Here is a 20,821-nt window from a genome sequence, read left to right as displayed (position 1 = left end):
CGAAGGAAACGATGCCCGAAATGGATGTTTCGGGCATCGTTTCCCGCAGGGGTCACTACTCGTGGACGTTGATCAGCCAGGTCACCCCGAACTGGTCGGTGACGATGCCGAAGCCGGGCGACCAGGTCGACGAAGCGAACTCTTCGACAACGACCGCGTTGACAGTGAGGCGCTTCCAGAGCGTTTCCGCCTCGGCCAGGCTGGTGATGCGCAGAGTGATGAACATCGGCTGCTCGGTGACCGTCGTGTTGTTCACGCGACGGGTGGATCCCGGCTTACCGAAGTCCGGCTCCTGGGCGCCCGGGATGTCGTAGCCCATCAGGAGGACGCCGTCGGCGGTGGTGATCTGGCCGAAGACGATCCGGTCGCTGTCCGGCAGGCCGGCGGGCATGCCGAAGTCCTGGTAGGTGTGCGACAGCAGGTCACCGTCGAAAACGCCTCGGTAGAACTCCAGCGCCTGGCGCGCCTGCCCGTTGGCGAAGTTGATGTGCGGGATGGCGGATGTCGACATGGAAAGATTCCGTTCGTTCAGGAGGGTAGGGAGTCAGCGTCGGCGCAGGGTCGCGTCGGTGAGCGCGGGCGGGAAGTAGCCGGCGTCCCCGGCGGTCATGTTCCGGCCCGGCGCCACGATCTGATCGATGCGGTCGAGGACGTCCCGGTCGAGGACCAGGTCGGCGGCGCCGAGCTGGCTGTCAAGCTGCTCCACGTTCATCGGGCCGATGATCGCCGCGGTCACCGCCCGGTGGGACAGCACGAAGCCCAGGGCGAGGTGGATCAGGGACATCCCGGCTTCGTCGGCGAGCAGGGCGAGGGCCTCGACGGCGTCGAGCTTGCCGGCGTTGCGCGGGGCGTCGATGTCGAAGATGCCGGGCATCAGCTCGGTACGGCTGCTCACCTGGCCGGTGGCGCCCTTGCGGAACGTGCCGGAGAGCCAGCCGCCACCGAGCGGGCTCCAGGTCAGCACCCCGATGCGATGCGTCTCGGCCGCCGGCAGGACATCGGCCTCGATTCCCCGGGCGAGGATCGAGTACGGGGGCTGCTCGGTCACGAACCGGCCCAGTCCTCGCCGTTCGGCCACCCATTGCGCCTCGACGAGCTGGTGGGCGGGGAACGTCGACGTGCCGAAGTACCGGATCTTGCCGGCCCGCTGCAGATCGGTCAGCGCCCCCAGGGTCTCCTCGATCCCGGTCGTGGGATCGGGCCGGTGCACCTGATAGAGGTCCAGGTGGTCGGTGCCGAGCCTCTTCAGGCTGCCCTCCACCGCCCGCATGATCCACCGGCGCGAGTTGCCCCGATCATTGACGTTGTCGCTCATCGGGTTGTGAAACTTGCTCGCCAGGATCACCGAGTCGCGGCGCGTCCCGGCCAGCGCCTTGCCGACGATCTCCTCGGCCTCGCCATGGGCGTAGAGGTCGGCGGTGTCGACGAAGTTGATCCCGGCGTCGAGCGCGTTGTGGATCGTGCGGATCGAGTCGTCGTGGTCCTTGTTGCCCCACGACCCGAACATCATCGTGCCTAACGCCAAGGAGCTGACGCTCAGCCCGGTATCACCGAGAGTGCGGTACTGCATCTGATCACCCGTTCTTCAGGACGGCTCCGCGTCCGAGCCTCAGAAGAAGTCGTTTCCACCATCACGAAGACCTCTGAGCAGCTGCGGAGCAGAACTAACCCGCAAAACGGTACCGATCAGTTCCGGTAATAGCAAGTACCGGTACTGCCAGGTATTGAAATTGAGAGGCGCCTCACTGTGATGGCATGAAGGGCCCGGCTACTGCGATCAAGAGGTGCCGCCCCGCGGGCATGCTTGGTGCCCTCGGGCCAGGTCACTGACCTCTGCGGAGCGGGGCGATGAACATCGAGACGGCCGGCCCGGTTATGACGACAGCGCCTTCTCGAGCGGTGTGCGAATGGCCGGCGTCACGGTCGTTCCCTCAAGGCAGTCCTCGAGTCGAGCGGCGGCTGCGTCCGTGGCTGCCTTGAGGGCTTCGCCGCCGTCGACGCGTCGCGAAAACGGTATGACCATCACCGACCAGCCGTATTTCCTCGCCTCCAGCGGCTCGACCCTGGAAGAAATCACGGCCATCTGGGACCGCCTCGCCGTCGGCGGCATCGTCCTTGAGCCGCTTGCCGCATCCGCGTGGTCGGCCGGGTTCGGCATGCTCACCGGCCAGTTCGGTGTCACCTGGGTCATCGACGTCGCGCAGTAGCACTTACCTCGACTGCGGTGCTCGCCTCGCATCAGGCGAGCCACCGCGGCGTCCGAACCCACATCCGCAACGCCATCTGTCTCAGCCGGACCCACCTCGCACGGTCCTTCGATCCTGCGTCCCTTATGCCCTGTCGGAAGGCCACCAGCATGTCACCTCGATGACCGGTCTCACCTGGCTCGCGATTCTCATCGCGGCCATGCGGTTCATGGCCGAGCGGGCCGGCGCGGCCACCGCCGAGCAGATCGAGGGCGCCGGTGACGCGCTGACGGTGTCGCAGCCCGGCCCGGTCGCCGAGGCGATCCTGCGCGCCGTCGGCTAACGCGACAGGATCCGGCCGCCGAACTGCACCACGGTCTCGATCAGGAAGCGCCAATACTGGAAGGCGGTCTCGACGGCGGCCCGGTGCACCGTGTGCACGGGCGAATCGGTGGTGGACACGTGATCCGGGTCGAGACGCGTGACGATGTCGCCGTCGAGCTGGGCCACGGTCTGAATCATGATCGACTCGACGCCGACCTCCCACACCTTCCGCACGACGAGCACCTCGTCCATCCGCAGCGGCAGATGAAGCCCGGGAGGCGCGTCGCACCCGATGCCGTCGCCGACCACCGCGGCGACCTCGTCCCGCAGGAGAATGCGCTCGATCGCGGCGCAGTTCCGGGCGATCCGCTTGCGGATGACGGCCTTCGCGTCGTCCTCGGCGTCAAGGGGCAGGCCGGCGAGCATCGCCAGGCCGCGGAAGGTGTCGGCCCGGACGACCTCGGAGACCCCTTCCCGGTCCAGCTCCCGGTTGTACTCGGCGATGATGTCGAGCAGGGCGAAATGAGACTCGGGCATCTTGCGGCCGGTCATGCCCGCCTTGCGGATGACGTTTATCTCGATGTTGAGGACATCTTCGAGAACCTGCCTCGTCACCACTTGTGGTTGATGATCGTCTCGGCCGCGTCGATCAAAGTCTTGAAATGGGCCGGAAGCACCTGGATGCTCCGATCGACCTGCTGCAGGTGATATTCGCGCAAGGCCTGATCGTCCCGCAGCTCCGGCGAGATCACATTGGTCACATCACCGTCACCCAGGTCGAAGATCGTCACGAGGGCCTCGGTCGGCGGTTCCGGGGTCTTGACCACGGTGGCCGTACGGCCCTCGCGCTCCTCGAGGACGACCTCGACCTTTCCCACGGCCGTGATCACCTTGACCTCGGTCAATTCGTTGAACATCTTTATGACCTTGGGAATGATGTCGCGGGAATGGTCCTGCCCGGCGCGCCGCGGAGTCTTGTCGTCAATCGTCACGGCGTCGAGCGTCATTCTTTTGTGTGATCAGGTCAAGGCGCAGGTCGGATGGCCGACGTTAGAGCCGCAAACCGAGATAGCGCCGCAGAGTCCAATGAAGACCCAGGCTCACCAGGAGCCCCGGCACAAGGGACACGGCGAAGAGCAGCAGGTCGGTGAGTGTGCCCGCTTGGGCGCCCAGCAGGCCGGCGATGGTGAGGGCGCCCCACCGGGCCAGGAGCTTGAGGTCTGGTTGGGTGGTGCGTACGGCATCCACAAGGTTGGCGGCGCCTACGGCGGCCACGCTGAGGGCAACACCCGCAAGGGCACCCCAGGCCCGCCCGGCGCCGATGACCAGGAGGCTCGCGATCGCGACCGGCGACACCATCCCGACCCAGCTGAGAAGAGCGTCGATCCGGCGCACGGTGCCGGAAACCTTGGCCGTGAGCTCCTGGACGGCGGCCGCGTGCACACCCCACAGAGCGGTCTCCTGCGGCAACAGATCGCAGTCCACATGGCACACGAGGTCGCCGTCGGGCTGAATCACGGTCCGGATGGCGGTGGCGCCGGTCGGGTAGGTCGTGGTGACGGAGGCACCACCGCGACGGAACAGCTCGCGGCGCAGCTCAAGGAACGCCGTAAGCAAAGTGCGGGGGTCCCCGACGGCGGCTCGCCGGTGCCAGCGGCGGCTGCTGACCACCACGGCCAGAAAGCCCCGAACGGTGCCGGCGGTGAGATGAGCGAGCAGGGCGAACAGCCCTTGCCAGCATGCGACGGCGGCTTGGACGTTCGCTTGGTGCAGCTCGTGCATCGCCGGCCACCCGTCGCCACCGACCCGGGTGACGACGTCACCGTCAAGCTGGACAACGGTCTGAAGGACGATGACGTCGACGCCGATCTCCCAGATCTTGCGGATCCGCACGACGTCTTCGGCGGTGAAGGGGCGCTCCCGCGAAAGCACTCTCTCGATCTGGTCGCTGTTGCGATGGATCCGCTTGAGGATCACCGCCCGCCCTTGGTCCGCACCCCGCAGCCGGCGATGGGCGGCTTCAGCCCGCACGGCGAGCTCCCGGAGGGTCGCGAACGAGCCCGCCTCGACCGGATGAAGGCGCCGGCCGTCGAGGCCGGGTGCCGCGCCCCGCAGATAGCCGTCGTAGGCGAGGGCGATCTGACGCAGCGCGCGATCGACGTCCGGCATGTCCTCGCCGACCCGAACGGACTCGGCCCGGCCGCGGTCCTCGAGAACGATGTCGATCTCAATGGTGAGCAGATCCTCGAAGAGTCGCCTCATCCGCCCTTCTCCCCGTGCATCACCTGCTCCATTGTCAGAAAGAAGGGCGTACACGCGCGATCCGCTGTCGTGTCGGGCTCCGGACACAAACTAAATCCCCACGGTTTTCTGTTTCTGGCTGATAGTCGAGCCTGCGCTCGAGTTCGCGGAGAGGCCGGCCTTGATCGTGGGGTCTGCTGCCTCCGAAGCTTCATGGTCCAGTTTCTCAGCTTGTTCGACGACGAGACATGCCGAGGGACAGCCCGTTAAGGAGCCTCCCTCGTCCCTTCCAGGCTGGCGCGTTGTGCCGCCTTCCCGGTGGTCATTGACTGTGGCGGCGGGTGCCACGGACCTCGCTGCGGAACGTGATCGGGCTTACGCCTGCTCGTTGCTGAAAGTATTTGCTGAAGTTGGTGGCGTCGGCGAAGCCGAGCTGGGTGGCGATCTGGGCGGCGGTGCGGTCGCTGTGGGCCAATAGGCGTTTGGCTTCCAGGATGATGCGCCGGTCGATGAATTCTTTGGCGTTGAGGCCGGTGGCGGTGAGGGTGGCTCGGGACAGGGTGCGGGGTGAGTAGCCGAGTCGGTGTGCGTAGTCCTCGACCCGTCGGCTGCTGGTGAAGTTCTTCTCCAGTTGGTCGCGGAAGTGGAGGAAGAGTTCGGGCTGTTCCGCCGGGCGGCTGCCGGCATGGTCGCTCGGGTCGCTCAGGCGCAGGACGAGGGCGGCGAGCAGGTGTCGGAGTACCGCTACGTGGATCGCCGGTGCGGTCCGGCGCCCGTGTTCGAGTTCGTGGCGCAAATGCCGGGTAGCCAGGTCGAGGCCTTGATGTTCCCCGCCGGTGGCGGTGTGCAGGGCCGGGGCGTGCGGGTTGTTGAGGGCGGCGGCGCCGGCGGTGGCGGGGTCGAGGAAGTCCGGCTCGAACAGGATCAGGGTGCCTTTGGCCTGGGTGAGGTCCTGCCATTGCTGGACCTGGCCGGGGCGGATCCAGAGCCAGGAGCCGGGTCCGAGGGCGTAGCCGGTGAAGTCGACGGTGTGCCACAGCAAGCCGCTGTCGATGGTGAGCAGGTGATGAAACGTCGGGCGTTGGGGTGTGGACAGGATGTCGCTGCCGGCGGCCCGTTCGCGTAGCTGAGCCAGCGACAGCATCTCTACCCCGGGCGCCCCGCCGACCGGCGCGGCGAACCTGACCTCCGGGATCAGTCCTTCGGTGTGTCGGTTTTTCACCATCGGTCGTCCGCCACTCATCTGGGATCCGTGCTGGCTGAAACCTACCTTAGAGATGTCACACGGAGTACGGCGCCAGCCGCTGACGGAAAGAGGCAACACAATGACCGGTCGCATCAAGCTGACCTACGCGTTCGACGCCTACTGCGGCTGGTGCTACGGCTTCGGCCCGGCGCTGCACGAGTTCGCCGAGACCAACGCCGAGCGCATCGACCTGCGGGTGCTCTCCGGTGGTCTGTTCACCACCGGCGCACCGATCGCCGCCTACCCGCACATCCCCGAGGCCAACCAGCGGATCAGCCGGCTGACCGGCGTCACCTTCGGCAACGGTTACCTGCGGGTTCTCGCCGAGGGCCGCGCGGTGACGGACTCCACCGATGCCGCCACCGGCCTGGTCGCGCTCGGCCACGGGCTGGACGCGGCCGCGGCGATGCAGCGGGCCTGGTATGCCGAGGGCCGTAGCCTGTCCGACCCGCAGGTGTACCGCGACCTCGCCGTCGAGCTCGGCCAGGACCCCGACCGGGTTGCCGCCGCCTACGCCGCCCCGGCCACCCGGTCCACGGCCCGGGACGACTTCCGTGAGGTCCGCCGGCTCGGTGTGGAGAGCTACCCGACGCTGCTGCTGCACACCGAGCACGGCACCCACCGCCTCGGCGGGCCCACCTCGACCGCGGGCAAACTCACCCGCGCGCTCGAGCAGCACCTCGACACCCAGAAAGCCTGATCGTCATGCGGCCGGTGGGCGGACCGCCGCCGAGGCCAGCCCGGAAATGATCAGGCCGCGGATGTCGAAGATCGAGAAGTTCGCGACGATCCGCCGTGATCTCGATGCGGGCGTCCTTGACGACCAGCCGGGTTCCGTCGCCGGCAACAGTGACCGCGGTGCCGTGGGTGGCGAAGTCCGCAAGGCCGTTGCCGTCGAAGGAGATCCGGGGCCGAGTCAGCGTGTACGCCGTGCCAATCGACGTGAGCGTCACGTCGCTCGCACCGCCGACGGCTGACTCCTTTGTCAGCCGGACGGAACTGGTGGAATCACGCCGGGTTGCGGCCGATGAAGAACTCCCGGAACGGGTCCATGCTCGGCTTGAACCCGGCGTCGATCAGGCCCTTGCGCAGGGCATTCATCTGGGCGTCATGGATGCGCTGGGTCGGCTGGCGCAGCGGGCCGCCGTTGTAGCCCTGCAACCATCCCTGGAACTTCCACGCCTGCCGGTTCAGGAAGGCGCCGCCGTGCAGCGCCGGGGCGAGCCCGGCCTTGATCTTGCGGGCCGGGTGCAGCTGCCAGTAGATGTCCGTGGCCTCGGCGTATTTGCCGTTCCGCAGCAGATCCATGACCTTCGGGATCATCGGGCCGTAGTACTCGTGGTCGCTGGTCGCCGACAGCTGGATCGGCATGATCTGCGACAGCGGGATCAGCTCACCTTCGATCGGCATCGAGATGACCACCTCGTCGCCGAACAGGCGGTGGCACTCGATCACGCTCTGGATCGACGGGAAGCCGCCCTCAGCCTTGATCACCGCGATGTTCGGGCAGTCGTCGAGCAGCCGGCGGATCAGCCGAGCCGGGATGTCCGACGGATGCACCCGGGGGCTGAACCCCCACAGGAACATCGGGAACAGGATCACGGCGAGGTTCGTCGCGTCGCAGAAGGCCTTCGTGTAGTCGTAGATCTCCTGCTCGGACTCCGGATAGAAGTTCGGCGGGTAGGACAGGAGCACCAGCTCGGCGCCGGCCTCTTCGGCACCGCGTACGGCGGCAAGGTTCTGATCCAGATTGCTCCAGCTGGCGTGATGCACCACCACGAAGTCGTCACCGGCCTCGTCCCGGATGATCCGCAGGAACTCCAGGTATTCCGGCAGCGTGATGCTGACCTCGGACACGCCCAGCGTTCCGAGGAAGCCGTGTTCTCTCGCCAGCCGGGTGTCGTGCCGGATCGCCGTCTCGTTGATGCCCAGCAGGTCACCGGTGAACGACGGGATCGTGCAGTTGATCGCGCCGACGAGCTTCTCCCGAGCCCAGTCGCGGGCCTCGGTGCGGGTGTAACGGGTGGTCATCAGAGGGCGCCTTCCCACGCGAGGTACTTGCGTTCCAGGTATTCGTCGATGCCGTAGACCGAGCCCTCCCGGCCCAGCCCGGACTGCTTGACCCCGCCGAACGGGGCGATCTCGTTGCTGATCAGGCCGGTGTTGATGCCGATCATCCCGGCCTCGATGGCGGCCGCGACCCGCCAGGTGCGCTCGGCGTCGCGGGTGAACAGGTAGGCGGCCAGGCCGAACTCGGTGTCGTTGGCGCGCGCGACGGCATCCGCCTCGTCGGTGAACCGGATGAGCGGCAGCAGCGGGCCGAACGTCTCCTCCCGGGTGATCAGCGCGCCCGGGGCGACGCCGGTGAGCACGGTCGGCTGGAAGAACCGCCCGCCGAGTTCGTGCCGCGATCCACCGCAGCGCACCGCGGCACCGCCGGCAACCGCGTCGGCGATGTGCTCGTCCATCTTGGCCACCGCGGCCTCGTCGATCAGCGGCCCGATCTGCACGCCCGGTTCGAAGCCGTCGCCGACACTGAGCGCGGCGACCTTCTCGGTCAGCGCCGCGGCGAGCCGGTCGTAGATGCCGTCCTGCACGTAGATCCGGTTCGCGCCGATGCACGACTGGCCGGTGTTGCGGAATTTCGCGGCCAGCACGCCGGCCACCGCCACGTCCACGTCGGCGTCGTCGAACACCAGGACAGGGGCGTTGCCGCCGAGTTCCATCGACGTGTTCTTGACCGTGGCCGCGGACTGGGCGAGCAGCACCCGGCCGACCTCGGTCGACCCCGTGAAGGTCAGTTTGCGGACCAGGGGGTTCTCGGTCAGCTCGGCGCCGATCTCCCGGGCGCCGCCGACCACCACGTTGAGCACACCGGCCGGGACGCCGGCGCGTTCGGCCAGCTCGGCCAGGGCGAGCGCGGTCAACGGAGTCTGCGAGGCCGGCTTGACGATCATCGTGCAACCGGCGGCCAGCGCGGGCGCGGCCTTGCGGGTGATCATTGCGGCCGGGAAGTTCCACGGGGTGATCGCCGCGCAGACGCCGACCGGCTCGGCCAGGACGAGTGTGCGCCGGGTCGGCTCCGGGGCGCCGAAAACATCGCCGCGGACCCGCTTGGCCTCCTCGGCGAACCACTCGACGAACGAGGCGGCGTACGCGATCTCGGCCTTGGCCTCGGTCAGCGGCTTGCCCTCCTCCCGGGTGATGATCTCGGCGAGGTCGTCGGCGTTGCCCACGATCAGGTCGAACCACGTGCGCAGGATCCCGGCGCGGGCCTTGCCCGATCGGGTACGCCAGGAGCGTTGCGCCCGGTCGGCCGCCGCGACCGCCTCGGCGACCTGCGCCCGGTCCAGCGCCGGAAGGGTCGCCACGAGTTCGCCGGTGGCCGGGCTGTGCACCCGCAGAGTCCCGGCCCGGCCCTCGTCGATCCACTTGCCGTCGATGTACGCGGCGGTCCGTATCAGACTTTCGTCCTGCACTGGGCTTACCTCACTTGTCGATCGCGTGGATGGTGACGGGCAGTGGTGTGCCGAGCCCGAGCTCGTGGGCGCGACGCAGGCAGAGCACGGCGACGGCCAGGTCCTGCAGCGCGGCCCCGACCGATTTGTAGAGCAGCACCTGATCCGGGTCGGTTCGGCCCTTCACCCGGCCGGCGACCACGTCGGCCAGGGCGACTGCTGTCACCTCGACCCCTTCGGCCCGGGCGGTGATCAGGTCGCCGGTGTCGTGCCGGACCTCCGCGACCATGTCGGCCACGATCAGGTCGGCGCGCGCGAGGGTGGCGGTGTCGACCTCGCGCTGTTCGGGCAGCGTGGAGCCGATCGAGACGACCGTCATGCCGGGCCGCAGCCACGCGCCTTGGAAGGTGGGGGTCTCGTTGCGGGAACGGGCCGCGCAGATGACCACGTCGGCGCCGGACACCGCGGAATCCGCCGATTCGCAGGACTCGACGGCCATCGGCAGGTCGGCGGCGAACGCGGCCCGGCTCGCCGGGTTCGGGCTGTAGACGCGGACCGAGGCGATCTCGCGCACCGCGGCCAGGGCCCGGACGTGGTTGCGGGCCTCGAACCCGGACCCGATGACCGCGACGTGGACCGGGCCGGGACGGCTGAGCAGGTCGGCGGCGAGCGCCGAGGTCGCGGCAGTGCGGAACCCGGTGATCGAATGCCCGTCCAGCAGTGCGAGCAGATCGGCGCTCTGCTCGTCGAAGATCGGGATGAGATACGACGCCCGGCGCGAGCGCATGTTGGCCGCGATCAGCTTCGCGCCCATCAGGCCGGTCCCGGCCGGAACGCCGCTGAGCGTGCGCAGCCACGATCCGTCGCCGCGGGCCATCCCGCGGGCCGGGAAGCGCGCCCCGGTGTTGTCCGCGGCATACGCGTCGCGCAGCGCGGCGACCGCCGCGTCCCAGGCGAAGGCGGCGCGCACGTCGGCATCGGTGAGAAACAGGGTCATGTCCGGCTCCTGGTGGCGTCGGCGATGCGTTTGTGCGAGACGTGCGCGGTCAGGCCTCCGTCGATCACGATCTCGGCGCCGTTGTAGTAGGCCGAGTCGCCGGAGACGAGGAAGACAATGGTCGGCGCGATGTCCTCGGGGACCCCGACCCGGCCGAGCGGAATCTCGGCCAGCGCGGCCTCGGTGAAAGCGGCCGGGGCGTTCGCCATCATCGGGGTGTCGATCAGGCCGGGCATCACCGCGTTGACCCGGATCCCGCGTTCCCCCAATTCGAGGGCGGCGGATCGGGTCAGCCCGCGCAGCGCCCATTTGCTGGCGGTGTACGCGGCCGCGGCGTGCCCGGAGACCGCCGCCACCGAGCAGACGTTGACGATGCTGGAGCCGGGCGGCATCAGCGGGACGAGGGCCTGGATACCCAGCATCGGACCGGTCACGTTGATGTCGAAGGCTCGCTGCCAGCCGTCCCTGGTCACGTGCGGCAGCCGCTCGCGGGCAGCGATCCCGGCGTTGTTGACCAGCGCATCGACCCGGTCATGGGACGCGGCGAGCACGGCCCAGGCCTGTTCGTCGGTGACGTCGAGCACCCGGATGCCCGGAGCATCGAGGACATCGGTGGCCACCACCGTGGCGCCCTCGGCCGTCAGCGCCTTCACCGCGGCCGCGCCCTGGCCCCTGGCCGCGCCGGTGACGACCACGACCTTGCCGTCGAGGCGCCCCATCAGACGGGCGGGGCGACGAACACGCCGCGGTCGGGGTCGTTGAAGCTGTCCCGCGCGATGATCTCGCTCATCGGGTCGGCCGTCCCCCAGAGATCCTGGGTGTTCGGGTCGGCGATGTCGAAGACGTGCGGATGCCACTGATCGGTCTCGATCGTGGCGAGCTCGGTGGTGTACTCCATGGTGTTGCCGCTCGGGTCCAGGAAGTAGGAGAACGTGTTGTTCCCGGCGTTGTGCCGGCCCGGCCCCCAGATCTTCTTGACCCCGGCCCGCATGATCCGGCCGGTGCCGCGCATGTACTCGTCGAGGCCGCGCAGCTCGAACGAGACGTGGTGGACCGAGATGTGCGGGCCGCGGACGATGGCCAGGCTGTGGTGCCAGTCGTTGCAGCGGACGAAGTGCATCATCTCGCCCATGTGGGCGCTCCACAGCGTGTCGGACAGCTTGAACCCGAGCACGTCGACGTAGAAGTCCCGGGTCCGGTTCGGGTCGTCGCTGTTGATCACGACGTGCGACAGCTTCACCGGAATGGACTCGCCCTCCTCGATGCGCCGGTGTTCCCGGGTTGCCACATCCGCGCTGATCTCGATGGTGCGGCCGTCGATGTCGAAGAAGCGGAAGCCGTAACCGCCGCCGGCGGTCTGCAGTTCGCCCGGGCCGGAGATGACTCGCTCGCGCAGCTTCTCGGCCAGCGTGTCGACGGTGGCCCGGTCCGGCGCGCCGAACGCGATCAGGTCCAGGCGCTTCTCGCCGGACTGCCGCAGCCGAATGATGTGGTTCTCCGGGGAGCCCTCGGCGGCCAGGTAGGACAGCTTGCCGTCGGTGCCGGTCTCGGTCAGGCCCCACAGGTCCTTGTAGAACGTCAGCTGCGTGTCGTAGTCCGGGACCGCCAGGTCCACGTGACGCAGGTGGGTGATGCTCATGTCTTCTCCTTCGTCGACGATCGTCAGCCGAGGACCGAGCCGCCGCCGTCGACGACCAGGTGGGCACCGCTGATCCACGCGGACTCGTCCGAGGCCAGGAAGATCGCGGCGCTGACCACGTCGTCGGTGCGGCCGGGCCGGCCCAGCGGAATACGGTCGAGAACGATCCGCCGTACGTTCTCCGGCGGGTCGGCCAGCAGCGGCGCGGTGTTCGGGGTCTCGATCAGCCCGGGGCTGATCACGTTGGCGCGGATGCCGTGCGGCCCGCCCTCGACGACCAGTTGCAGGGTGAGCGCCACGACGCCGCCCTTGGCGGTCGAGTGCGCGTTCTGCGGCATGAACTCGACGCCGCGGATGGCGGCGATCGAGCCGACGTTGATGATCGATCCGCCGCCGTGCGCCTTGAGATGCGGCCACGCGGCGCGGACGGTGTAGTAGACCAGGCTCAGCTCGTTGCGCATGGTGAAGTCCCACTGCTCGACGGTGAGCACGTCGAGCGGCGCGAATCGCTGGGCGGAGGCGTTGTTGTAGAGCACGTCGATGCCGCCGTGCACGGCGGCCGCCGCGTCCACCCAGGCCCGGGCCTGCTCGGCGTTGCCGAGGTCGACGCCGGCCATCACGTGGATGTCGCCGCCCGCGTCCCGGACCGCCTTCTCGGTTGTTGCGGCGGCGCCGGCATCCAGGTCGCAGCCGATGACTCGCGCTCCTTCGGCGGCGAAGCGCGCGGCGGCGGTGGCGCCCATGCCGCCGCCCACCCCGGTGATGAGTGCGATCTTGCCGGCCAGCCGGTTCAGGGACATGGTCATGCCTTCCGGGTCAGCCGGCGCACCGGCCCGATGGGTGGGATGTCGGCCTCGGCCGGGGCGACGACCTGATTGCGGATGGTGCCGAGCCGCTCGATCGACATCTCGACGACGTCACCGATCCGCAGCGGCGGGGGCGTCAGTGACCCGTTGCGGCCCCACATCTCGGCCAGGCAGCCGGTGCCGCAGGTACCCGAGCCGAGCACCTCACCGGCCTTGACCCAGGACGCCCGGGAGGCGTGCGCGACGAGCTGCTCGAACGACCAGCCCATGTGACCGGACCGGTCACCGCCCACCGATACGCCGTTGACCTTGACCGACATGCCGAGGTCGAGGAAGCCGTCCTGGTCCCGGCAGTCCTCCAGCTCGTCGGCGGTCACCACCCACGGCCCGATGGTGGTGGCGAAGTCCTTGCCCTTGGACGGGCCGAGCTTGACCTTCATCTCCCGGCTCTGGACGTCACGGGCGGACCAGTCGTTCATCACCAGATACCCGCCGATCGCGGCGCGGGCCTGCTCGGGCGTGGCGTTGCGGACGTCGCGGCATATGACGGCGGCCAGCTCCAGCTCGAAGTCGAGCCGTTCGGTGTCCGGTGGCATGGCCACGTCGTCGTACGGCCCGGTCACCGCGTGGGGTGCCATGAACAGAAAGACCGGCGCCTCGTACCACTCCGGCGGCGGCCCGCCGGAGCCCATGCCGCGCTCCATGCCGTCGACGTGCGCCTCGAAGGCCACGAAGTCGCGCATGGCAACGGGGTAGACCGGCGGCAGCAGCACCAGGTCGCCGGCGTGGATGCCGTCGGACTGGGCGGCCACGTCCGCTGCCGCTTCCCGGGCGTCCGGCTCAGCGGCCAGCAGCCCGATGAGGTCGAGGCCGTCGGCGAACGGGTGGATCCACCAGCCGGTGCGGTCGCCGACGACCAGGCCCACGTGACGTGTCCCGGCCGGCTCCTCGTGCCGTCGGTAGGCGGCCAGTTTCATCGCTGTCAGCCGATCGTCTCGTAGAAGAACCGCTCACGAGACGCCAGAACAGGAACGTACGCCATGATTGTTCTCTCCTTGATTTCTCAGCCGTGCCTGCGGCGGCGAAGGCCGAGGTAGCTGGCGAAGCCGACGGCGGCCAGCAGCGCGGCGCCGTTGAAGACGTACTGCACGGACGAGTCGACGCCGGACAGGGTCAGGCCGTTGACCGAGAACGACACGAACAGCACGCCGATGACAGTGCCGGCGACGTTGAAGAAGCCGGGGCGGATCGCGGTGGCGCCGAGGAAGACCGCGGCCAGCGCCGGGAACAGCAGTGACGTGCCGGAGTCGGAGGTGGCGCTGCCCTGCACCGCCAGCCGCAGCACCCCGGCCGCTCCGGCGATCGTGCCGGCGATGACGAAGCTCAGCGTCACGTTGCGGTCCACGCGCAGGCCGACCAGGCGGGCCGAGGCGGGGTTGGAGCCGATCGCGTACAGCGAGCGCCCGTAGGGGGTGTGCGACAGCAGATACCAGGCGATCAGCGCGATGACCACCACGATCGCCGTCACCTGAGGCAGCCCGGCGACCTTGGAGTAGCTGTAGTCGGTCAGGGTCCGGGAGATGCCCTGGTAGATCGTCTGCCCGTGGGTGTACCACTGGATCAGCCCGGCCAGCAGCGTCGAGACACCGATCGTGGTGACGAACGGATCGAGCCGGAACCGCGTCACCATGACCCCGTTGAACAGCCCGATCAGCGCGCCCAGCACGACGCACAGGATCGCCACCGGCACCAGCGGCAGGCCGTGCCGCGACATCAACCCGGCCGCGAGCACCATCGTGGTGGCCGCCGTCGATCCCAGCGAGAAGTCCATCCGGCCGGTGGCCAGGGGGAAAATGGCCGCGATCGCGACCATCGCGACCGCGGTCTGGCCGCGCAGCACCGCGTTGATGTTCGTGAGTGAGCCGAACACGTCACCGCTGGCCGGGTTGACCGTGAACGCCACGCAGATCAGCACCAACAGGCCCAGCAGGGCGTAGCGTTCCGCGAAGCCCAGCAGCCGGCGCGGGCTGACCGCACTGGCGACTTCGGTCTGCTCAACGGTTGTCATCGGTCCTCCGGGCACGCAGCAGCTTGCGGGTCAGTTCGTCGGGGTCCAGTCCCTCGGCGGCCAGGTCCTCGTCCACCCGGCCTTCCCGGAGGATCAGAATGCGATCGCAGAGGGCGATCAGTTCGCTCTCGTCCGAGGAGGCGACCAGGACAGCGCTTCCGCGCCGGGCCGCTTCCCGGACCGTGCGGTAGATGTCCACCCGCGACATCACGTCGACGCCCTGAGTCGGCTCGTCGAGCAGCAGCAGGACCGGGTCGCGTTGCAGCCAGCGGGCCAGGATCACCTTCTGCTGGTTGCCGCCGGACATCGACGTGAACGGCGCGGACGGGTTGGCGGCCTTGACCCGGAACGCGCCGATCAGCTCCCGGCTGACCGACTGTTCCGCGCGGGTGTCCATGCCACGCCACGACCAGAAGCTGCCCAGCTTGGTCACGGTCAGGTTGTCGGCGATGCTGAGGTCGGCGAACGCGGCCTCACCGCCCCGATCCTCCGGGACCAGGGCGGCCCCACGGCTCATCGCGTCCGCGACGTCGGCCGGGGCGTAGGGCTCGCCGTCCAGCGTGACCCGGCCCGACGCCGGTCGAAGGTCGCCGAAGAGCATGCGCAGCAGGGTCGAGCGCCCCGATCCGGCCAGTCCCGCGATGCCGACGATCTCACCCTCGCGAGCTTCGAGATCGGCCCCGGTGAGCGGTCCTCCGGACAGATTCTCGACCTTCAGCCGTACGGCGGTGCCGGCGCTCGTGGCAGCGACCGGGCGCAACGCGTCCACCGCCCGGCCGGCCATCAGCTCGACGAGCTCGTCCTCGGTCGGTTCGGCGTCCACCAGGGCTGCCACGCTGCGCCCGTCGCGGAAGACGGTGAAGTCGTCGGCGACCGAGAGAACCTCGGTCATCCGGTGACTGACCAGCACGACGGTCTGGCCTTGGTCGGCCAGCCGCCGGATCCGGCGCAGCAGCAGGGCGGACTCGTGGTGCGGCAGCGAGGCGGTCGGCTCGTCGAGCACGAGGACGAGCTGTTCCTGGTCGGGGTCGCTGAGCGCTCGGGCGATCGCCACCATGGTCCGGTCCGCGGGCCGCAGCTCGTTGATCGGCGTACGCGGGTCGGGGTGCAGTTCGTATTCGCCGAGGACCGCGGACACCTTCCGGCGCAGGTGGCGCCACCGGATCCGGGTGCCGGTGTGCAGCGGGTAGCCGGCGCACAGCGCGAAGTTCTCCTCGATCGAGAGCCCGTCGAACAGTCCCAGGTCCTGGTGGACGAAACGCAGTCCGGCGGTGTGGGCGCCGGCCGCCGTCCAGGCGCTGAGCTGGTGCTCCCGGCCGCCCGCGGACAGCCGGCCGGCGTCGGCACGGACCACCCCGGCCAACGTCTTGATCAACGTGCTCTTACCGGAACCGTTGCCGCCGAGCAGGGCGTGCACGGTGCCGGGCCGCACGGTGAGGGTGGTGTCGTCCAGGGCCAGCGTGGCGCCGAAACGCTTGGTCAGACCCTGGACGGTGAGAGCGGAGGTCACTAGCCGATGCCCCACAGCGCGCGGTACTTGGTCTTGAAGTCGACGTCGCCACCGATGTAGTCGCCGGAGGCCGGCATGTTGGTCTTGGCGTCGACCACTTGGAAACCGTCGCCCTCGACGACCGGCTTCTCCCCGTTGAGAACGCGGATCGCCTCGTCGACCGAGCCGTAGGACCCCCACTCGGTGGCATATCCGAGGACGGCGTTGAGCCCGTCGTTGTTGCGGACCAGATCCAGCGCCGAGGCGTCACCGAAGCCGGACGCGACGACCAGGCTGCTCGCCCGGCCGGAAGCCTTGACCGCGGCGGCGAAGCCGGTGCTCATCCATCCGCCCACCGGCACGTAGACGGCGTTGGCGTCGGTGAACTTCTGCAGGGCGGCGGAGAACTTGTCGGTCCCGGCCGAGCTGCCCAGGTCGGCGTTGGCGATGTCCAGCGTGCCGACGATCTTGCAGGTGGAGCAGGTCGCGATCTGCGCCTCGAAGCCCTGGCTCAGCCACGGCCCCCAGACCGGGTCGGTGAACTTGAGCTCCAGCACGTTCGCCTTGCCGTCGGTGGAGCCGATCAGATAGTTCGCGACGGCAGCGCCGGCCTTCTTCCAGTACTCGTCGATGGCGACCCCGTCGAGCTGCAGGCGTTCGGTGGCGAAGACCGCGGTCCCGCCGGTCGCGGTGCAGTCGGAGCCGCCCGCCCCGATGATCTTCACGCCGGCTTTGGCCGCGGCCTCGAACGGCGCCTTGACGCTGGCGCAGTCGATCCCGACCGGGAAGACGACGTCGGCCTTGGCCGTGGCGGCCTGGTCCACGCAGCTGCCCCAGCCGTCCGGGCTGAGCTTGCCGTCGCAGACGTTGACCTCCCAGCCGATCGCCTTGGCCGCCTCGACGATGCCGTTGGTCGGCGTGGTACACGAGGGCAACTGCTGCCCGCACGACACCACCCAGGCCTTGACGCCCTTCTTCGGGGTGGTGCTCGCCGTGGGCGGAACTCCGGTGGCCCCGGTGTAGGCCGCCTGCAGCGCCTGCTTCGCCGCGTCGCTGGTAGCGCCCTGTGCGGCCGAGTTCTCCGCACTGCCGCTGGAACAGCCGGCCGCCGTGACTGCCAGTACCGCTGCCATGGTCGCCAGCCAGGATTTATGTCTCATTGACAGCTCCCTCATGTGGTCGTCATCACCACGAAGCCTGGCCGAAACATGACCCAGCGAGAAAATGCCGTCACAAATGCCTGGCATAGGTGCGAGCAGAGTTCCGGAGTTGCCCGCGCAAGGGTTTCCTGTGAGCGACGGCACACTCAGGAGGAGAAATGTCCCAGAATCGGGCGCGGCGCGTCCTCATCGTCGGCGGCGGGATCACCGGAGGAGTGCTGTCGCTCGCCCTGACTCAGCGCGGCGCGGAGGTTGTACTGGTCGACCTGCGCACCTCCCTGCGCGGCGTCGGCCACGGCATCACGCTGCAGGGCAACGCCCTCAAGGCGTTCCACGAGGTCGGCATCTACGAGCGGCTCGCGCAGCGGGCGTACGGCTTCGACAAGGTTCGCCTGCGCACCGCCGACGGCGGCCTGATCACCGAGATCGAGGCCCCGCCGATGGGCGGCCCCGGGCTGCCTTCGACCATGGGCGCGCGCCGCTCGGACATCGCCGATCTGCTCGCCGACGACCTGCTCAGGGCCGGTGTCGACGTCCGGCTGGGTACCACGGTCACCCGCATCGACGACCACGGCGACGGCGTCACCGCGACGCTGTCGGACGGCACGACCGAACGGGTCGACCTGCTCGTGGGCGCCGATGGCATCCACTCCAAGGTGCGCTCGATGATCGGCATCGAGACGCAGCCGTTCCCGATCGGCATCAGCATCTGGCGCACCGTCGCGCCGCGGCCGGACGGGATGGACTGCTCCGAGTTGTACTACGGCGGACCGAAATACAAGGCCGGCTACACGCCGATCTCCGAGGAACTCTGTTACGCCTACCTGATGGAGGCCAATCTGGACCGCTCGTTCATCGGCGAGGGCCCCCATGGCGCGCTGCTCAAGGACCGGGGCCAGGGGTACGGCGGCACCTGGGGCCGGGTCCGCGACGGGATCGCCGACGACGCGATCGTCAACTACCAGTGGATCGAGGCGATCCGCGTCGACTCTCCCTGGTACCGCGGCCGGACGATCATCCTGGGCGACGCCGCGCACGGCTGCCCGCCGTTGATCGCCCAGGGCGCGGCGATGTGCGCCGAGGACGCGGTGATCCTGGCTGAGATGATCACGGCCGGAGACAAGATCGACGACGTGCTGCCGGCCTTCATGGAGCGCCGCTGTCCCCGGGTCACGATGGTGCTCGACACGAGCCTCACCCTGGCCGAGTGGGAGATCCACCCGCGGACGCCGGGCGCCGACCCCGGCAAGCTCATGGGTGAGACGCTGAACGCCCTGGTGACGCCCGCCTGAGCACGGCGCCCAGCGCATCGAGCCGGCCGAACAGCCACCGGTCGGCCGGGTCGGAGAGCCGGTCCTCGGCGTACCAGTAGCCCTCGGCCAGCAAAGACTGCGGGAACGGCGGTTCGATCATGAGCAGCGGCCCGCCGTCCCGCACGTGCATGCGGGCCAGCATCTCCGGCACGACCGCCACCATGTCGGTGCCCTCGATGACATAGGCCAACGGCAGGTAGCCGAACACCTGCAACGCGACCCGCCGGTCGACGTGCAGGTCGCCGAAGATCCGGTCGGCGTGCGTGATCACGCCGGGGCCGAAGGTGGCCGCCGCGTGCGGCAGCGCGGCGAGGTCGTCGAGGGTGAGCCGGCCGTCGGTCACCCGTGGATTGTCCCGGTCGGCGAGCACCACCATGCGGTCCGCCCACAGGGCCCGCGATGTGCCCGGGAAGCCGAAGCCCATCGGGGCGACGACCGCGTCGTTGTCGACCAGGATCCGGTCCGAGCTGTTCGAGTCCGGCCCGAGGTGGTCGACGACCAGGCGTACGCCCGGCGCCTCGGCCTCGAGCTGCTGGACCAGCGGCTCGTGCAGGATCGCGATGGCGTAATCGCTCATCGTCAGCCGAAAAATCCGCTGGCTGGTAACGGGGTCGAACTCGTCCTCCAGATTCAGCGCCGCGCCGACGAGCCGCGCCGCGTGCTGCACCTCAGGGAGCAGGTCACGCGCGAATGGCGTCAGCTCGTAGTCGCGGCCGGACCGGACCAGCAACTCGTCATCGAACTTACGGCGCAGCCGGGCCAGAGCGGCGCTCATCGCGGGCTGGCTGAGCGACAGGCGCTGGCCGGCCCGGGTGACGTTGCCCTCTTCGAGCAGCACCTTCAGCAGGAGAAGCAGGTTCAGATCGGTACCGCCGAGCGCCATTGCCCGCTGCCTCCTGATCGTTAGGATCGACACGATCGCTGCCATGTTCACACACAAGCAACATTCCCGGGAACGGCTTCGGGAGGTCGACGCCAACCTCCTGCTGGCCCTGCACGCCCTGCTCGAGGAACGCAACCTCACGCTGGCCGGCGAGCGGATGACGATGACCCAGGCGGCGATGAGCGGTGCGCTGGGCCGGCTGCGCCGGCACTTCGACGATGACCTGCTGGTCCGTTCCGGCCGCGGCTTCGAGCTGAGTCCCTTCGCGGAGGGTCTGCGGCCGCTGGTGGTCCAGGCGGTCGAGGCCGCTGACGCGTTGCTCGGCAACCGCCGGGAGTTCGACGCGGGCACCAGCGCCAAGCGGTTCACGTTGAGCATGTCGGAGTACGCGATGACCGTGCTCGCCGCCCCCTTGACTCGCCTGCTGGCGGAGCGTGCGCCCGGATGCACCGTCGCCTTGGACCCGCTCGACCTGACCGGCGACCGGGTCGAGGGCCAGCTGATGCGCCGCGATCTGGTCATCGCCCCGCTCGGCTTCGACTTCCCGGGCCACCAGCAGCCGGTCTTCACCGACAAGCTGGCGTGTCTGGTCGCCCGCAACCACCCGATGCTCGACGACAACGGGGCGCTGGGCCTGGACGACCTACGGCGCATGCCGCACGCGGTGGCCGAGTTCCTGCCGGCCGGACAGCAGCGACGCCCGCTGGAACTCGAACTGGAGCGCAGCGGGCTGGCCGACCGCACCGTCCTGGTCCGGGTGACCAGCCTGCTCACCCTGCCGTACGCGGTGGCCGGCACCGACATGTGCGCGTTCGTGCCCGCCCGTCTCGCCCGGCGCTGCCTCGACGTGCTCGACCTGGTCATCGCCCCTACCCCGCTGAGCCCGGTCGGGATCATCGAGTCGGCGCACTGGCACCCGCGCCGGCAGAAGGACCCGGCCGTCGTCTGGTTGCGGCGCCTGCTCTACGACCTGGCCGTCACCATCTCGGACGACGACTGATACCAGGCATC

The 20,821-nt window shown here is 69.0% G+C and carries 23 protein-coding genes; 6 read left to right on the top strand and 17 right to left on the bottom strand.

Annotation, left to right across the window (positions count from 1 at the left end; all coding sequences use genetic code 11):
- Nucleotides 1-55: 55 nt before the first annotated feature.
- Both ACFY36_RS14475 and ACFY36_RS14470 read right to left on the bottom strand, forming a co-directional pair.
- Nucleotides 56-511 (bottom strand): VOC family protein, encoded by a 456-nt coding sequence (locus tag ACFY36_RS14475; protein WP_499746419.1) that lies wholly within the window; start codon nt 509-511, stop codon nt 56-58.
- Nucleotides 512-544: 33 nt separating this feature from the next.
- Complete coding sequence (locus ACFY36_RS14470) at nt 545-1,570, bottom strand: aldo/keto reductase (protein WP_499746418.1); 1,026 nt, start codon at nt 1,568-1,570, stop codon at nt 545-547.
- 445 nt (nt 1,571-2,015) lie between these two features.
- Here ACFY36_RS14470 and ACFY36_RS14465 point away from each other — a divergent pair, with 445 nt between their 5' ends.
- Entirely contained in the window at nt 2,016-2,207 is a 192-nt protein-coding gene (locus ACFY36_RS14465; RefSeq protein ID WP_499746417.1) for a VOC family protein, read from the top strand.
- Nucleotides 2,208-2,367: 160 nt separating this feature from the next.
- Nucleotides 2,368-2,529 carry a hypothetical protein gene (locus ACFY36_RS14460; RefSeq protein WP_499746416.1) on the top strand — a complete coding sequence of 54 codons (162 nt, stop codon included), beginning with the start codon at nt 2,368-2,370 and terminating at the stop codon, nt 2,527-2,529.
- Here ACFY36_RS14460 and ACFY36_RS14455 read toward each other — a convergent pair.
- From ACFY36_RS14455 to ACFY36_RS14440, 4 genes are all read right to left on the bottom strand, one after another.
- A complete protein-coding gene (locus tag ACFY36_RS14455) occupies nt 2,526-3,125 on the bottom strand; it encodes a DUF8581 family protein (protein WP_499746415.1) in 600 nt (199 codons plus the stop codon). The genes ACFY36_RS14460 and ACFY36_RS14455 overlap by 4 nt on opposite strands.
- Nucleotides 3,122-3,502 (bottom strand): hypothetical protein, encoded by a 381-nt coding sequence (locus ACFY36_RS14450; RefSeq protein WP_499746414.1) that lies wholly within the window; start codon nt 3,500-3,502, stop codon nt 3,122-3,124. Before ACFY36_RS14450 ends, ACFY36_RS14455 begins: the two co-directional genes overlap by 4 nt.
- A 58-nt stretch (nt 3,503-3,560) precedes the next feature.
- Nucleotides 3,561-4,772 (bottom strand): DUF8581 family protein, encoded by a 1,212-nt coding sequence (locus ACFY36_RS14445; RefSeq protein ID WP_499746413.1) that lies wholly within the window; start codon nt 4,770-4,772, stop codon nt 3,561-3,563.
- Nucleotides 4,773-5,073: 301 nt separating this feature from the next.
- On the bottom strand, nt 5,074-6,090 hold the full coding sequence (locus tag ACFY36_RS14440) for a helix-turn-helix domain-containing protein (protein WP_499746412.1): 1,017 nt from the start codon (nt 6,088-6,090) through the stop codon (nt 5,074-5,076).
- Between ACFY36_RS14440 and ACFY36_RS14435 the strand changes: the two genes are divergently transcribed.
- Together ACFY36_RS14435 and ACFY36_RS14430 are read left to right on the top strand one after the other, a co-directional pair.
- On the top strand, nt 6,077-6,697 hold the full coding sequence (locus ACFY36_RS14435; RefSeq protein ID WP_499746411.1) for a DsbA family protein: 621 nt from the start codon (nt 6,077-6,079) through the stop codon (nt 6,695-6,697). The genes ACFY36_RS14440 and ACFY36_RS14435 overlap by 14 nt on opposite strands.
- A 61-nt stretch (nt 6,698-6,758) precedes the next feature.
- On the top strand, nt 6,759-6,974 hold the full coding sequence (locus tag ACFY36_RS14430) for a hypothetical protein (protein ID WP_499746410.1): 216 nt from the start codon (nt 6,759-6,761) through the stop codon (nt 6,972-6,974).
- 31 nt (nt 6,975-7,005) lie between these two features.
- On the opposite strand, the gene ACFY36_RS14425 is transcribed toward ACFY36_RS14430, so the two are convergent.
- From ACFY36_RS14425 to ACFY36_RS14380, 10 genes are all read right to left on the bottom strand, one after another.
- Nucleotides 7,006-8,028: a dihydrodipicolinate synthase family protein gene (locus tag ACFY36_RS14425; protein WP_499746409.1), complete on the bottom strand. Its 1,023-nt coding sequence runs from the start codon at nt 8,026-8,028 to the stop codon at nt 7,006-7,008.
- Nucleotides 8,028-9,476: an NAD-dependent succinate-semialdehyde dehydrogenase gene (locus ACFY36_RS14420; protein ID WP_499746408.1), complete on the bottom strand. Its 1,449-nt coding sequence runs from the start codon at nt 9,474-9,476 to the stop codon at nt 8,028-8,030. Before ACFY36_RS14420 ends, ACFY36_RS14425 begins: the two co-directional genes overlap by 1 nt.
- Before the next feature lie 10 nt (nt 9,477-9,486).
- Nucleotides 9,487-10,452, bottom strand: a complete 966-nt coding sequence (locus tag ACFY36_RS14415) for an ornithine cyclodeaminase family protein (protein ID WP_499746407.1) — start codon at nt 10,450-10,452, stop codon at nt 9,487-9,489.
- Nucleotides 10,449-11,171, bottom strand: coding sequence for an SDR family NAD(P)-dependent oxidoreductase (locus ACFY36_RS14410; protein ID WP_499746406.1), 723 nt, complete (start codon nt 11,169-11,171; stop codon nt 10,449-10,451). The genes ACFY36_RS14415 and ACFY36_RS14410 overlap by 4 nt, the downstream gene beginning before the upstream one ends.
- Nucleotides 11,171-12,091, bottom strand: coding sequence for a VOC family protein (locus ACFY36_RS14405; protein WP_499746405.1), 921 nt, complete (start codon nt 12,089-12,091; stop codon nt 11,171-11,173). Before ACFY36_RS14405 ends, ACFY36_RS14410 begins: the two co-directional genes overlap by 1 nt.
- A gap of 23 nt (nt 12,092-12,114) precedes the next feature.
- Nucleotides 12,115-12,897, bottom strand: coding sequence for an SDR family NAD(P)-dependent oxidoreductase (locus ACFY36_RS14400; RefSeq protein ID WP_499746404.1), 783 nt, complete (start codon nt 12,895-12,897; stop codon nt 12,115-12,117).
- Nucleotides 12,894-13,874: a fumarylacetoacetate hydrolase family protein gene (locus ACFY36_RS14395; RefSeq protein ID WP_499746403.1), complete on the bottom strand. Its 981-nt coding sequence runs from the start codon at nt 13,872-13,874 to the stop codon at nt 12,894-12,896. Before ACFY36_RS14395 ends, ACFY36_RS14400 begins: the two co-directional genes overlap by 4 nt.
- 86 nt (nt 13,875-13,960) lie before the next feature.
- Complete coding sequence (locus tag ACFY36_RS14390) at nt 13,961-14,965, bottom strand: ABC transporter permease (protein WP_499746402.1); 1,005 nt, start codon at nt 14,963-14,965, stop codon at nt 13,961-13,963.
- A complete protein-coding gene (locus ACFY36_RS14385) occupies nt 14,952-16,475 on the bottom strand; it encodes a sugar ABC transporter ATP-binding protein (protein WP_499746401.1) in 1,524 nt (507 codons plus the stop codon). Before ACFY36_RS14385 ends, ACFY36_RS14390 begins: the two co-directional genes overlap by 14 nt.
- Nucleotides 16,475-17,614, bottom strand: coding sequence for a sugar ABC transporter substrate-binding protein (locus ACFY36_RS14380; RefSeq protein ID WP_499746400.1), 1,140 nt, complete (start codon nt 17,612-17,614; stop codon nt 16,475-16,477). The genes ACFY36_RS14385 and ACFY36_RS14380 overlap by 1 nt, the downstream gene beginning before the upstream one ends.
- A gap of 158 nt (nt 17,615-17,772) precedes the next feature.
- Between ACFY36_RS14380 and ACFY36_RS14375 the strand changes: the two genes are divergently transcribed.
- The gene (locus ACFY36_RS14375) at nt 17,773-18,906 is read left to right on the top strand and encodes an FAD-dependent monooxygenase (RefSeq protein ID WP_499746399.1); all 1,134 of its coding nucleotides are present in this window, start codon (nt 17,773-17,775) and stop codon (nt 18,904-18,906) included.
- Here ACFY36_RS14375 and ACFY36_RS14370 read toward each other — a convergent pair.
- Nucleotides 18,866-19,810 carry a LysR family transcriptional regulator gene (locus ACFY36_RS14370; RefSeq protein WP_499746398.1) on the bottom strand — a complete coding sequence of 315 codons (945 nt, stop codon included), beginning with the start codon at nt 19,808-19,810 and terminating at the stop codon, nt 18,866-18,868. The genes ACFY36_RS14375 and ACFY36_RS14370 overlap by 41 nt on opposite strands.
- Before the next feature lie 43 nt (nt 19,811-19,853).
- On the opposite strand from ACFY36_RS14370, the gene ACFY36_RS14365 reads away from it, so the two are divergent.
- A complete protein-coding gene (locus tag ACFY36_RS14365; protein ID WP_499746397.1) occupies nt 19,854-20,810 on the top strand; it encodes a LysR substrate-binding domain-containing protein in 957 nt (318 codons plus the stop codon).
- Nucleotides 20,811-20,821: the final 11 nt, after the last annotated feature.

Source organism: Actinoplanes sp. NPDC000266 (genome assembly GCF_042899005.1).
In the GTDB taxonomy this organism is placed as follows: domain Bacteria; phylum Actinomycetota; class Actinomycetes; order Mycobacteriales; family Micromonosporaceae; genus Actinoplanes.
The sequence above is the reverse complement of the archived record's forward strand: the minus strand, read 5'-3'. Positions and strand labels throughout refer to the sequence as shown.

Bases quoted from the DNA above. Each gene is read 5' to 3' on its own strand.
- ACFY36_RS14475 (WP_499746419.1), bottom strand. From the start codon at position 511: ATGTCGACATCCGCCATCCCGCACATCAACTTCGCCAACGGGCAGGCG.
- ACFY36_RS14470 (WP_499746418.1), bottom strand. From the start codon at position 1,570: ATGCAGTACCGCACTCTCGGTGATACCGGGCTGAGCGTCAGCTCCTTG.
- ACFY36_RS14465 (WP_499746417.1), top strand. From the start codon at position 2,016: ATGACCATCACCGACCAGCCGTATTTCCTCGCCTCCAGCGGCTCGACC.
- ACFY36_RS14460 (WP_499746416.1), top strand. From the start codon at position 2,368: ATGACCGGTCTCACCTGGCTCGCGATTCTCATCGCGGCCATGCGGTTC.
- ACFY36_RS14445 (WP_499746413.1), bottom strand. From the start codon at position 4,772: ATGAGGCGACTCTTCGAGGATCTGCTCACCATTGAGATCGACATCGTT.
- ACFY36_RS14435 (WP_499746411.1), top strand. From the start codon at position 6,077: ATGACCGGTCGCATCAAGCTGACCTACGCGTTCGACGCCTACTGCGGC.
- ACFY36_RS14440 (WP_499746412.1), bottom strand. From the start codon at position 6,090: ATGCGACCGGTCATTGTGTTGCCTCTTTCCGTCAGCGGCTGGCGCCGT.
- ACFY36_RS14430 (WP_499746410.1), top strand. From the start codon at position 6,759: ATGTCGAAGATCGAGAAGTTCGCGACGATCCGCCGTGATCTCGATGCG.
- ACFY36_RS14425 (WP_499746409.1), bottom strand. From the start codon at position 8,028: ATGACCACCCGTTACACCCGCACCGAGGCCCGCGACTGGGCTCGGGAG.
- ACFY36_RS14415 (WP_499746407.1), bottom strand. From the start codon at position 10,452: ATGACCCTGTTTCTCACCGATGCCGACGTGCGCGCCGCCTTCGCCTGG.
- ACFY36_RS14410 (WP_499746406.1), bottom strand. From the start codon at position 11,171: ATGGGGCGCCTCGACGGCAAGGTCGTGGTCGTCACCGGCGCGGCCAGG.
- ACFY36_RS14405 (WP_499746405.1), bottom strand. From the start codon at position 12,091: ATGAGCATCACCCACCTGCGTCACGTGGACCTGGCGGTCCCGGACTAC.
- ACFY36_RS14400 (WP_499746404.1), bottom strand. From the start codon at position 12,897: ATGACCATGTCCCTGAACCGGCTGGCCGGCAAGATCGCACTCATCACC.
- ACFY36_RS14395 (WP_499746403.1), bottom strand. From the start codon at position 13,874: ATGAAACTGGCCGCCTACCGACGGCACGAGGAGCCGGCCGGGACACGT.
- ACFY36_RS14390 (WP_499746402.1), bottom strand. From the start codon at position 14,965: ATGACAACCGTTGAGCAGACCGAAGTCGCCAGTGCGGTCAGCCCGCGC.
- ACFY36_RS14380 (WP_499746400.1), bottom strand. From the start codon at position 17,614: ATGAGACATAAATCCTGGCTGGCGACCATGGCAGCGGTACTGGCAGTC.
- ACFY36_RS14375 (WP_499746399.1), top strand. From the start codon at position 17,773: ATGTCCCAGAATCGGGCGCGGCGCGTCCTCATCGTCGGCGGCGGGATC.
- ACFY36_RS14370 (WP_499746398.1), bottom strand. From the start codon at position 19,810: ATGGCGCTCGGCGGTACCGATCTGAACCTGCTTCTCCTGCTGAAGGTG.
- ACFY36_RS14365 (WP_499746397.1), top strand. From the start codon at position 19,854: ATGTTCACACACAAGCAACATTCCCGGGAACGGCTTCGGGAGGTCGAC.